This window comes from Gimesia sp., assembly GCF_048260065.1.
Lineage (GTDB): Bacteria > Planctomycetota > Planctomycetia > Planctomycetales > Planctomycetaceae > Gimesia.
The window spans coordinates 123,617-136,198 of record NZ_JBLXHC010000017.1; the positions used below are offsets into that span (position 1 = coordinate 123,617).

General features: G+C 49.3%; 8 protein-coding genes. 3 read left to right on the forward strand and 5 right to left on the reverse strand.

Annotated elements, in window-relative coordinates:
- The first annotated feature begins 382 nt into the window (after window positions 1-382).
- Together ACN0YN_RS25490 and ACN0YN_RS25495 are read left to right on the forward strand one after the other, a co-directional pair.
- Window positions 383-2,608 carry an efflux RND transporter permease subunit gene (locus ACN0YN_RS25490; RefSeq protein WP_417387853.1) on the forward strand — a complete coding sequence of 742 codons (2,226 nt, stop codon included), beginning with the start codon at window positions 383-385 and terminating at the stop codon, window positions 2,606-2,608.
- 252 nt (window positions 2,609-2,860) lie between these two features.
- Window positions 2,861-3,994 (forward strand): SDR family oxidoreductase, encoded by a 1,134-nt coding sequence (locus ACN0YN_RS25495; protein ID WP_417387854.1) that lies wholly within the window; start codon window positions 2,861-2,863, stop codon window positions 3,992-3,994.
- Here ACN0YN_RS25495 and nusB read toward each other — a convergent pair.
- The 5 genes from nusB to polA all read right to left on the reverse strand — a co-directional run bounded on the left by nusB (window position 3,987) and on the right by polA (window position 10,519).
- Window positions 3,987-4,496 (reverse strand): transcription antitermination factor NusB, encoded by a 510-nt coding sequence (nusB, locus tag ACN0YN_RS25500; protein WP_417387855.1) that lies wholly within the window; start codon window positions 4,494-4,496, stop codon window positions 3,987-3,989. The two genes, ACN0YN_RS25495 and nusB, sit on opposite strands and share 8 nt — an antisense overlap.
- A gap of 81 nt (window positions 4,497-4,577) precedes the next feature.
- Window positions 4,578-5,060, reverse strand: coding sequence for a 6,7-dimethyl-8-ribityllumazine synthase (ribE, locus tag ACN0YN_RS25505; protein WP_154933933.1), 483 nt, complete (start codon window positions 5,058-5,060; stop codon window positions 4,578-4,580).
- Window positions 5,061-5,214: 154 nt separating this feature from the next.
- A complete protein-coding gene (gene rho, locus ACN0YN_RS25510; protein WP_417387856.1) occupies window positions 5,215-6,648 on the reverse strand; it encodes a transcription termination factor Rho in 1,434 nt (477 codons plus the stop codon).
- Between the two features lie 228 nt (window positions 6,649-6,876).
- Complete coding sequence (gene coaE / locus ACN0YN_RS25515; RefSeq protein WP_417387857.1) at window positions 6,877-7,518, reverse strand: dephospho-CoA kinase; 642 nt, start codon at window positions 7,516-7,518, stop codon at window positions 6,877-6,879.
- A gap of 298 nt (window positions 7,519-7,816) precedes the next feature.
- Complete coding sequence (polA, locus tag ACN0YN_RS25520; protein ID WP_417387858.1) at window positions 7,817-10,519, reverse strand: DNA polymerase I; 2,703 nt, start codon at window positions 10,517-10,519, stop codon at window positions 7,817-7,819.
- Window positions 10,520-11,035: 516 nt separating this feature from the next.
- Here polA and ACN0YN_RS25525 point away from each other — a divergent pair.
- Window positions 11,036-12,532: a hypothetical protein gene (locus ACN0YN_RS25525; RefSeq protein ID WP_417387859.1), complete on the forward strand. Its 1,497-nt coding sequence runs from the start codon at window positions 11,036-11,038 to the stop codon at window positions 12,530-12,532.
- Window positions 12,533-12,582 lie beyond the last annotated feature (50 nt).

A 12,582-nucleotide genomic window follows, 5' to 3' on the forward strand; every position in this document is an offset into this window, starting at 1 on the left:
GGTGTGGGGATTCGTCCAGATCCGGTGGTTGTGATAGCTAAATTCTGACAGTTATAACGTCAGGCGAAACTGTTCAGAGATAGAAATGCTTACGCATTGTAATGATTATCCACCCTGTGAAGGTGCTAGTTGTAGCAGTCATTCCAAAGGCATCGGCTGATTCTGCTATAACGTCTGAGGATTAGAAATTCCGAATGACGCTGTATTCACTGGTGGTTCGATATCAAACTGGGATGGTCGCAGTAAGAAATAGTTCTCCTTCAGGCGTTTGCTTTTTGCGTTGCTTTCAGTGATGTAAGAGCGTGCGCTGACTATTGATTACTCTGACTTGAGTACTTGAACTGGCTCAAGCAAGAGAAAGCAGATTGATCTACCAAAACTTATGATGATCTCTTCCTTCTACAATAAGTACAGCAGGCAACTAATCTGGGGCGTCTTTTGCACGCTGCCGATTCTGACATTTCTGGCAGAGTTACTGCCTTCTAATAACGATATCGAAACCTGGTTGCCAAAAGATTCCGATGTACGAATCGTCTACGATCGATTTAAAGCAGAGTTCGGAGCGGAGGAAGTTGTACTCGTCGCCGTTCAGGGCGGGCTGGATCAACCTTCGCTTGTGGAAGCGACCGCCAGCCGGATCGAGTCTTTACCGACGGTCAGACAATGCTGGACTCCCCAGCGGCTTAAATCGATACTGCATGAGTTCAAAGTAGAGCCAGCAGAAGTCGACAATCGGCTGAACGGGCTGTTGATGAATTCCGAGAAGAATGTGGCAGGCGTACTGGTGCTGCTGTCTGACACGGGTATCAAAAACCGGGCCGGGACGGTACAGGGGATTCGTGAAAAGCTGGAATACAATCAGTTGACCGGCAACGAAGTTCAGCTGGCGGGAGCTCCCGTTGTGATTGCAGAACTGGACCGCCTGGGCAGCCAGAAAAACAACAAAAAGTTTTTTATTATCACGTTACTGATCAGCCTGGGACTGCTGTATTATTCTTTCCGGGAGTGGAAGAAAACACTGGCTACCCTGGGGCTGACGATCTGGGCCATCAATCTCACCACGGCCATGATTTATCTGGGTGGTGGAGAAATGAATTTCATCCTGGGGGCCCTGTCAGTGATGGTCATGGTCTTCACCCTGGCGATTTCAATCCATGTGCATCACTATGTTGCCAGCTGTATTGACGAGCCTGACCCGTTAGCGGCAGCATTGAAAATTGCATGGAAGCCTTGCGTACTGGCCACGCTGACGACAACCATCGGTCTGTTTTCCCTGACTGTCAGTGAGATCGGGCCTGTCATCCAGTTCGGGTATGCAGCCTCTGTTGGAACATTCGTGTCTCTGATTACCGGTCTGGGACTGACCCCCGCTGTCTTAACAATCTGGCCTATCGACCCGAAAACCGTTCATTCCGGGGAAAAACGCTGGGATTTTCAACGTTGTGCCAACTGGCTGATTGATCATTCCGGACGCGTTTCCATTGCCACGATCATCCTGGTGATGATTACGGGGGTGGGGCTGTTCAATCTGCGAACCAAAATTGATCCTCTCGATTTTCTTCCCACACAAGGACGAGTGATTCAGGATGTACGTGCGGTTCAAAACGATCTGACGGAACTCGATTCCATCGAAGCCATTGTGGACTTCGGTGACAAGGAAATTCCTTTCATCAAAAAAGTGGAACATATTCGCAAGCTGGAAGCAGTTATCAAGCAGCATCCCGCTGTGCGGCATACAATGTCTCTCGCCAGTTTCTTTCCCAAGCAGTTTCCTGAGAGCCCGTTCGAGACTGCCCGTCTGTTATCCCATGCACAGTCGGCTCACGGAGATAACGATTTTACTTCAGATGGAGAACGACTCTGGCGGATTTCCGCACGCATCAGCAGTGATGCCGATCTTCCGCAGGATCAGGTGTACGATGAGCTCACAGCCATGATCGATGATCCAAACGTGATTTTGACGGGAGTGGCTCCCCTGTTAAGACGGGCTCAGAACCAGATCTTTACCGGATTCTGGGAGAGCTTCTCGATGGCCTTTGTGATCATTACTGTGGTGATGATCGTTTCTCTCAGGTCCATCAAAGCTGGCCTGGTTGCGATGGTACCGAACCTGACTCCGATTTGTATTGTGTTCGGTATCCTGGGCTGGTATCAGATTCCCATCGATATCGGCATCATGATGACCGCCAGTATTGCACTGGGGATCGCCGTTGATGGCACATTCCACTTTCTCGTACGTTACCAGAGCCAGTATCGTCTGACACGGAATTCGGCTCAGGCGTCACGGAATTCTCTGCTGATGACGGGCGAACCGATCTTTACCGCAGCCGTCATTACCGGTGCGGGCATGCTGGCGCTGACGTTGAGCAATTTTGTCCCGACGGCACGATTCGGCTATATGATGACGTCGCTCCTGGTGGCAGCTTTGGTGGGGGACCTTGTATTACTTCCCTGTCTGCTGGCTTTGCGACCGGAAAAATCTGAGGATCAGCAGGGTACTGATCAGACAGACAGAGATCAGTCGTCTGAAGATCAGCAGCACGCTCCCCATTTCCTCAAACAGAAGCAGCGAGGAACACAAGATCAGTCTGGGAAAGCAGTTGCGTAATTCTTTTTCTGCTGCAGATGCAATTGCTGGGGTAATCTGATGGCTTTTCCTGACCCCTAGATTGATATATGAAGCCAGTTCATTATCATTGAGACTCCCCGACCCGTAGCGGGTCCGCTTCTGGAGACCAGCAGGTCCCTTCAACCTCGTTTTTCCTGAACCGATCAACGAATTCGTAAGCACAGAAGCATTGCAGACACCGGTTATTACAACACGACTTACTCTAACTTTCAGATCACAGCGGAATACAACATGGGATATCATCTGATTACAGGTGCTACAGGATTACTGGGAAGATATTTAATTCGAGATCTGGCTTCCGCAGGGGTTCCGCTGGCTGTACTGGTTCGTCCTACACGACGCATGACCGTCGATCAGCGTATTGATATGATCATGGCCTTCTGGGATGAACACCTGGGACGGGAACTGCCTCGCCCGATGGTACTGGAAGGAAATATCAATGAGGAAAACCTCGGATTGAGTGCCGAGCAGCTGGCATGGGCAACGGAGAATGTCGATCGCATTATTCATTCCGCTGCGAGCCTCTCCTTTTACAGTACCAGCCATGAAAGTGAACCCTGGCGTTCCAATGTTGGCGGGGTCAAGAAGGTTCTTGATTTCTGTAAGACCGCCAACATCAAAAAATTTGATCATGTCTCTACGGCATATGTCTGCGGTTTACGATCCGGCAGGATTATGGAAACGGACGTTGATGTGGGGCAGGAGTCCGGGAATGATTATGAGCGAAGCAAGCTCGAAGCAGAACTGATGGTGCGGAGCGCAGAGCATATTGAATCTCTGACTGTCTTCCGTCCAGCCATCATTATTGGTGATTCCAAGACCGGTTTTACCAATACGTTTCATGGTTTTTACGCCGCCCTGCAACTGGGGCATACATTAACCCAGATGCAGACTCCTGATGAAACCGGACGTTATTACGCGAAATCCCGTTTTACATTGAATGGAGATGAGTCCAAGAACCTGATTCCTGTGGACTGGGTCTCGGCAGTGATGTCATACATTATTACTCACCCTAAACATCACGAGAAGACATATCACCTGACGCCACTGCATCCGGTTCAGTCTCGACTCGTGCATGATGTTCTGGAGGCGACCTGTAATTTCTATGGCTCAGAGTTCGCCGGCGCGGGAGTCGAACTGGATGATCCTACCGAAGCAGAACGACTCTTCTACGATCATATCCGCGTTTATAATTCATACTGGCGGGATGATCCTGTTTTTGACAGTACGAATACTCAGACTGCGGCTCCGCATCTGCCTTGTCCGCACATTGATCGCGAACTGTTAACGCGTCTGTCGCAGGCAGCCATCGATATGAACTTCAGCTGGAACGACCGAACGCCGCACCGCTTTGAGGTCAGGTAGCCCAGGGGTTATTCATACGCGGTTTCGGTTTGGGCTCAGGTTCCGGAGTTTGAGTTTCTTCCGGTTGAACTGCTTCCGCCTGAGCTGGTGGAGGCAGTGGTTCATCTTTACGCTGAACCACTTTATCCAGGATGCCGTTCACGAACTGTGAGGAGTGTGCGCTGCCAAATTCGCGTGCCAGCTCTACTGCTTCATCGATGACGACTGCAGGCGGTGTGTCTGTATGCAGCAGCTCATAAGTACCCAGTCTCAGAATATTGCGGTCGGTGACCGCCATGCGTTTGAGTGTCCAGTTTTCGGCAACTCTGACGATATGCTGATCCAGTTGCTGTTTAAATTCCATCACTCCGGAAAAGAGTTCCCAGGCAAAAGTGCGGGCTGTTTTATTACGCCCATGCTCCTCGATCATTTCGCGAATCTGATTAATGGAAATATCCGGATTCAGATCGACCTGATAGAGCATTTGAACAACTAAAGTACGTGCCTGTTTTCGCAGAGACATGGGGTTATCGCTAGTATAGAAAGAGGATGTAATAAAAGTCATGTCGTCGGAGACGACATTGCGGCGTCTGCAGTGATTGTCTTACGCCTGATTCTGGTCAATCGATTGTAAAAGATTAACCATTTCGATGGCAGCCAGGGCGGCTTCTCCGCCTTTGTTGCCAACTTTTCCGCCAGCACGATCCATCGCCTGTTCCATTGTTTCACATGTCAGGACACCAAACAGGACGGGCACGCCACTTTCCTGGCTGCTCCGCATAATACCGGCTGCGACCTGATGATTAATATAATCATGGTGCATCGTACTTCCCTGAATCACAGCGCCCAGGCAGCAGACCGCCTGATATTTACCACTTTTGGCCAGTCGATCTGCAACGAGAGGCAGTTCGAATGATCCGGGAACCCAGAGCACTGTGATATTTTCCTCGGAACCACCATGACGACGAAACGTCTCCAGGGCGCCTTCCAGCAGTCTGCGTGTAATCAGTTCATTCCAGCGGGAAACGACAATCGCGAAACTCGCATCACGAACCAGTAAATCGCCTTCAATCAGTGTGTGCTTCATCGAGGTGGTAACTTATCAATCTTCAAAAATGGCAATGTTTAATCACAACAGGGGGTCAGCATTTTAAACGGGAAAGCGGATGATTCCCTGTTTCAATTCTGACTGAGATAACGTCGTTTCGAATATTAACCGAGATGGATCTGCCGTCAGGAGATCAACCCAGATTCATACTCAATAAAAATTCTTCATTTGTCTTGGAACGTCGCATGCGGTTGGTAAGCAGTTCCATTGCATCGACCGGATTCATGTCGTTCAGCACGCGTCTGAGAATCCAGACTCTGCGTAGTTCTTCCTCATCCATCAGCAGTTCTTCGCGGCGTGTTCCCGATTTATTAACATCAATGGCAGGCCAGATTCGTTTTTCAACCATTCTGCGGTCCAGGTGTAATTCCGTGTTACCAGTTCCTTTGAACTCTTCAAAGATGACTTCGTCCATGCGGCTGCCTGTATCTACCAGAGCGGTAGCAACAATGGTCAGGCTGCCCCCTTCTTCCACATTACGGGCTGCACCGAAAAATCGTTTGGGATGCTGTAATGCATTGGCATCGACACCACCAGAGAGAATTTTTCCGGAGTGAGGCACTTCGGTATTCCAGGCACGGGCAAGACGGGTGATGGAGTCGAGGAAGATTACAACATCTTCACCATATTCCACCATGCGTTTGGCTTTTTCAATCACCATTTCCGAGACCTGGATGTGGCGGCTCGGCGGTTCGTCAAAAGTACTGCTGACGACTTCACAGCGGTCACCGCCGACCTGTCGTTCCATGTCGGTAACTTCTTCAGGTCGCTCGTCAATCAGAAGAATGAAGACATAGGCATCGGGATGACTGGCGAGTACACACTTTGCCATTTCCTGCAGCATCACGGTTTTACCGGCACGGGGAGGCGATACAATCAATCCACGTTGTCCCATCCCCACAGGGGCAATCAGATCGACGATTCTCGTACTCAGATTACCGGCTGGTGAGGAGAGGCGGAGGCGTTCCTTCGGATGCAGCGGCGTCAGATCGTCGAAGAAGACCTTGGTGGTCAGGATCTCGGGGTCACAACCATTGACGGCCTCTACACGCAGCAGGGCGAAGTAGCGTTCATTTTCTTTCGGAGGACGAATCTGTCCGGCGACGATGGCTCCCGTCCGCAGGCCGAAACGGCGAATCTGGCTGGGGGAAACATAAATATCGTCAGGGCAGGGCAGGTAGTGATAATCGGGGCTGCGCAGGAAGCCGAAACCGTCCGGCAGGATTTCCAGCGTCCCCTCTCCGAACATCAGACCGTTTACTTTCGTACGCTCTTTCAGAATCTTGAAGATCAGATCCTGTTTTTTGAGTCCCGTATATTCAGTGAGGTTTTCATCCTTGGCCAGCTGCATCAGATCTTTCATCGTCAGCTTCTGCAGGTCGGCAATATGAATTTCACTCTGCTTGATTTTTTCGTACCGTTCATCAGCGGCTCTGGTGATGGCCGATTCGCGCTGGTTGCGGGTCACGGGTTTTTCCCGTTTGGAGTTCTGATCTAACTCGCTGATATCTTTTGAAGCCACAGTTCCGTCATTTTCAGATGTCTGAAGTTTAATGGATTTGGCCATAGTGAATGCTTTCCGAATTACAAAATTTAGTGAGATGAAGTCGTGTGGAGTTTATGGAGTCAATTTAGAAGTGTTGAACGCGAAGATAAATTAACCTCTGGAAAGGTTCTCTGACTGAATCAGCATCAGCGGGTTAACTTTGAATTCATCAAAGAAGAGCTTCTTATTTTAAAAAGTATCACTGACTTAAGATGCAGATGAGACACCCTGAGTTCGTCAAATAGTCTGTTAATTTGTGTTTTTTTGTATCCGAATTGAATCGATGAACTTCGAAAGTTCCAGGCCTGCTGATTCCAGGTCCTGATCATTCTGGATCACACCATCTGCCAGTTTACGTTTTTCTGAGAGAGGCAGTTGATGTTTCTCCCGTTTCGTTAATTCTGTTTCTGACCAACCCCGGTTTTGAGTCACCCGTTTCTGGCGTTGCTCGAAGGGACAGTCTATATACACGATTTGATCGCATAACTCTTTCCATCCCGCTTCAACAATCACAGCGGCATCTACCAGAATGGCATCGACCTGGTTGAGAGACCGGGCTGATTCAATTTCCTGTTCCAGCCTGCGATGGATTACCGGGTGCACGATGGATTCGAGTTGTTTTAATGATGTCTGTTGTAGTTTTGATTCTCCAAAAACAAGCCTGGCCAGTTCAGATCGATCCACGTTTCCCTGATCATTGAACACGGCAGATCCAAACTGCTCTCGAATTTTTTCCTGAATCTCGGCAAAATCAAGTACCTCATGTCCGATTCGGTCTGCATCAATGATGATTACAGGTCGAAACGATTTGACTTTGTTGGCAACCGCACTTTTGCCTGATCCGATCCCTCCAATCAGGGCTATCGTGGGAATGAATGTATGACGAGACACAAGATGATTGTGACAACTTGCAATGGTGGAAAATGGTTTGTTTACACATTCCTTCGCAACAGAAACTTACCACACAGGAGGTTTTTGATTGCTGAATCCTTAGCAACAAGCAGATGAGACACATAGGCGTGCATTAATATCGTTACCGATGGCGTACAGGTTGTCAACAAAAAAAAGGAAAGATCGCTATTTTACGCTTAAATTTTATATTTGGTGCCAGACAGGTCTCAAATATCCCGTCAGGACTCCCTGATTCAGCGTGTGCCCCAGTCGATTCTGGACGCAAATTCCTTACTTTTTACTTGTGTGGAATTTCCAGAGTGCTCTGTTCCAGCCAGTTGAGCCCACTTGAGATATCCACAATCAGGGGAACATCGAGGTCCATGGCGGATTCCATCTCTTCTCGAACAATCAATCCCAGAGAGTCCAGACCGGTCAGCGGAACTTCGAACACCAGTTCGTCATGAATCTGCATGAGCAGTCGTCCTGGATGCTCCTCCTGTTTGAGTCGCTCGCTGAGATTCAACATGGCCTGCTTAATCAGATCGGCTGCAGACCCTTGAATAACAGTATTGATGGCGGTTCTTTCCGGCATGTTGAGCTGTTTCTGCACACCACCCCGCACTCCCTGGATCTCTCGTTTTCTGCCACAGATTGTGGTGACAAAGTTCTGTTTCGCACAATCTTCGAGGATCTGATCCAGGAATTCCCGGACCCCCTGATACCGGGCAAAATAGTCTTCGATGAAGCCGGCTGCTTCCGATTGAGGAATGCCGATCGCTTCTGACAGTCCAAACGGGCTCTGGCCATAAATGACGCCGAAGTTGACCGCTTTGGCCGTGCGACGCATGTTGCTGTCAACCTGATCGTGGGGAACCTGAAAGATATCCGAGGCGACGGCGGTGTGAATGTCAGCACCTTCGCGGAACGCCTGACTCAGTGCGACATCTTGACTCAGATGGGCCAGGACTCTGAGTTCGATCTGTGAGTAATCGGCACAGAGCAGCCTCCAGCTTTCATCCTGGGGGATAAATGCTTTGCGAATCTGCCGTCCTTCTTCCGTTCTGATCGGGATGTTCTGCAGATTGGGGTCACTCGAACTGAGTCGACCTGTCGCAGCAACGACCTGGTTAAAGCTGGCGTGAATCCGTCCTGTTTCCGGATTGACCAGATCGGGCAATGCATCCAGGTAGGTGCTCTTCAGTTTGGAGAGATGTCGATGTTCTGTGATCTTGGCGGGCAGGGGGTGCAGCGGGGCCAGTTTTTCCAGTACGCTCTGATCCGTGCTGGGACCTGTTTTGGTTTTTTTGAATACGGGTAAATCCAGTTCATCGAATAACACTGTGCGGAGCTGCAGGGGAGAAGCGATGTTAAATTCATGCCCGGCCATCTCGTGGATTTCATTGATCAGGGTCGTTAACCGTTTTTCAAGTTGCTGGCTCTGCTGCTTGAGTTCTGTGGTATCAACTTTGATTCCCGTAAATTCCATTTCGGCGAGGATGGAAATGAGAGGCCGTTCGAGATCCCAGTAGAGCTCCCATAATCCAGCGTGTTTGAGTTCCTCCTGCAGGATCCGCGAGAGCTGCCAGGCGATTTCTGCATCTTCGACCGCGTATTCCGCGACCTTATCAACGTCGACTTCAAACATTTTCTTCTGTTGTTTACCGGAGCCGATCAGATCGGAGATGGGAATCATCGTATGCTGCAGATACCGCTCTGCCAGTTTGTCGAGGCTGTGACCCCGTTCGCCGGCACTGATCAGATAACTGGCAACCATGGGGTCAATGCTGACTCCCTGCAGGAACACACCCACGCGCATCAGGACGACCATATCGTATTTGATATTCTGATTGGTAATCAGGATTTCCGGGTCTTCCAGAATCGGTTTCAGATGTTCGAGGACATATTGTGGATCCAGGGCAGACTGGCCTGAAGGACCTTCGACGGGAATATAGAATCCGCGGTGTTTTTCCCAGCTGATGGCCCAGCCTACAATTTCCGCTTCTGCCGGCTTCAGGCCTGTGGTCTCCAGATCAACGCAGAATTCATCCTGTTCCTTAAGGAGCGCCAGGAACGTTTCGAAGGCTGACTTCGTGTCAATGGTTTCGCGAACCCGTTCTACCGGTTCGGCGGGTTCCTCTGTGGTCAGGACTTCCTTCATTTCCTCAGCGAAGCGGCGAAATCCAAATTCGACAAACAGCTGATGTAAACGTTCGCGATCGGGGTGTGTCAGTTTTGAGGCTTCCCAGTCGATGTCGAGGTCCAGTGACTGATTTAAAGTCACCAGCTCGCGCGACATGCGGGCCTGATCGGCGAATTCTTTCAGATTTTGCTGTAATTTGGGCCCTTTGGCTTTGTCTGCATTGGCCAGAACCTCTTCCAGAGTTCCGAACTGTTCAATCAGGGTCTGGGCCTTTTTGGGGCCAACCAGGGGAACCCCGGGAATGTTATCCACGCTGTCACCGACCAGCGATTGAAAATCAATGACCTGATCAGGTCGGATGCCCCAGTCAGCCTGGACTGCTTCTGCGTCCATAAACTGATTTTTGCGGATATTGTACAGCCGAACGGCATCGTTGATCAGTTGTCGGGCGTCTTTATCATTGGTGACGATGGTCGTTTCGATCCCTTTTTCTTTTGCCAGCCGGGCAATGGTCGCAAATACGTCGTCTGCTTCCCAGCCGGGGCATTCGATGACGGGGACCTGAAAGCCTTTCACCACGTCCATGATATGGGGGATTTGCGGCACGAGATCTTCGGGCATTGCCGTGCGATTGGCCTTATATTCCGGATAAAGATCGTTTCGCGTGCCCGGTCCGCTGGAGTCCATGGCGAAGATCAGATAGTCAGGAGAGTGTGTTTTAATAATGTTCAGGATATCACGGGTGATGCCGAATATGGCATTAGTGGGTTGTCCCGTCGGACCGGTCATAGCCGGTACAGCATGAAAAACCTGAAATACCAGAGAAAACGTATCAATGATGTAAAGTGTTTCTTTCATAAAGATTTAGCTTTACCTGAAATTTTAAAATGAGATAGCCGAAACTGGAAACATGCAGATGTTGCATCTAAGGTAAAAAGCGGTCTGTGAAATGTAAAACGCCGTGGAACTGCTTTCCGTCTCATTATTGGGGAGTGTGCTTCCGATGGCCATCAACAGACCGTCTGAAGTCGAAACTCAATCAAATCTTTTTATCCTGTTGCCGGAGAACTCCGGGGTACTGTTTTTATGTGTAGTTTATTGCAGATTTCAGACCAGAGCAGAGTGAGGAGAACCAATTGTCAGCTAACTACATAGAATCAGAATGCTGCTTGACACTGGTTTTTCTGCATTTAGAATAAAGTAAAGCAGGATGCTGGTCTTTCGAGTTTTCAGAATCGAAGTTTCGAGGCTCACTGAGATTCCTCAGAGTTGATGCGAAATGATCGCTGGAAACAATACTACACCTCATATTTGACCCGTCCGCGTGCGGAACCGCACCTGACTGTCACTTGAAAATCCTTAAGGTTTAAAAACATGGCTGCCAGTAAACCAACTGCTGTTCACTTTTCACTGATCTTTTTTGTGATGACCACCCTGATGGGGTCTGTGGCTGCATATCTGTTTTATTCCGATCTGGCAGAAGCGAATGCCAAACTGGACCAGGCCCAGAAAGATTCCCAGCGTGACGGTGTCGCCGTTCGAAAGCTGGATGAAGAAATTCAGGCACTGAAAAAACTGATCGGTAACGAACAGGAAGACATTGGGTTGGATAACAAGACTCCCAATACAGTGATCGGTGCCACCGAACTGGATATCAAAACACACGCTGATGTTCTGGCCGAGTCCACAATCAAGAATACGTTGATCAAGCTCTCTGCACAGTTGAATCAGACGAAAACGGAACTGGCCGCAGAGCAGAAAGCAAAAAATGAACTGGAAACAGCCTTTCAGCAGTTGAAAGGCAATATGGATACAAAGATTGACGAGCATCGCAAAGCTCGTGAAGGTTCTGAAAAAGACCTGGCTGATACCCAGAAAGTCAAAGAAGAGGAAGTTGAAGCGAAAGATCAGCAGATTGCCGCCCTGCAGAAAGAAAATGAGGAAATTCTGATCGAGCTGGATCAGTTGCGTGAAACCAACGCTAAGACGATCAAGGATCTGGAAGATAAAAGCAATACTTATGCCAGCCTGATCGATACTCTCCGCAGCCGTCTGGATCAGGTTCAGAAGTTCAGCTTTGAACAGCCCGATGGTGTGGTTCGTACTGTTGATAACAGTACCGGGGTGGTCTGGATCAATCTGGGAGAAGCAGACCGCCTGCCTAAACGGATGACTTTCAGCGTCTACCGGAAAGCACATCAGGGAATTGGTCGAGGCGAAGAAGATATTATTGGTGCCATCGAAGTCACCAAAATTCTGGGACCTCATCTGTCTGAAGCCCGCATTGTAGGCGATGATATTTATCAGCCTATCAGCCCTGGCGATCCAATTTATACTCCACTGTGGAGCGTAGGACGTCCTGAATCGTTTGCTATTTCAGGAATCATTGATCTGGATGGCGACGGTAAATCGGATATGGACCTGCTGCGACGTGTGATTGAGAATGCCAATGCCAAAATTGATAATCAGGTTACTGAGAATGGAGAACGTATTGGTGACGGTTTAACCGTGCATACGAAGTTCCTGGTTATTGGTGAATCGCCTGATGTCGAAGCGGCAAAGACAGACGAACAACGCGATAAGATGCAGGAACTGCTGGCCAAGATGAAAGAGATTCGTGAAGAAGCCCGTCTGAAAGCCGTCCGTGTGATCGGAATCAACGACTTCCTGAGCTACATCGGTTACAAGCCTCAGCGACGTCTGTTTGTACCTGGTTCCGGAGTAAAATCTCCCATTAAACAGGGGGCAAAAGTAACTGGCGTGAATGACGTTTCTTCAGGAACCGTCTCCCAGGTTTTCACTCGCAGCAAGCGTCTGAAACAGCAGACTTCTTCCGGTCAGACATCCAAAGCCTTTGGAAACAGCAAATAAACCCTGTCTGATTCAGGTCGGAAATAAAATAAAAACCGCGGTTGCTGTCT

Bases quoted from the DNA above. Each gene is read 5' to 3' on its own strand.
- ACN0YN_RS25490 (WP_417387853.1), top strand. From the start codon at position 383: ATGATGATCTCTTCCTTCTACAATAAGTACAGCAGGCAACTAATCTGG.
- ACN0YN_RS25495 (WP_417387854.1), top strand. From the start codon at position 2,861: ATGGGATATCATCTGATTACAGGTGCTACAGGATTACTGGGAAGATAT.
- nusB (WP_417387855.1), bottom strand. From the start codon at position 4,496: ATGTCTCTGCGAAAACAGGCACGTACTTTAGTTGTTCAAATGCTCTAT.
- ribE (WP_154933933.1), bottom strand. From the start codon at position 5,060: ATGAAGCACACACTGATTGAAGGCGATTTACTGGTTCGTGATGCGAGT.
- rho (WP_417387856.1), bottom strand. From the start codon at position 6,648: ATGGCCAAATCCATTAAACTTCAGACATCTGAAAATGACGGAACTGTG.
- polA (WP_417387858.1), bottom strand. From the start codon at position 10,519: ATGAAAGAAACACTTTACATCATTGATACGTTTTCTCTGGTATTTCAG.
- ACN0YN_RS25525 (WP_417387859.1), top strand. From the start codon at position 11,036: ATGGCTGCCAGTAAACCAACTGCTGTTCACTTTTCACTGATCTTTTTT.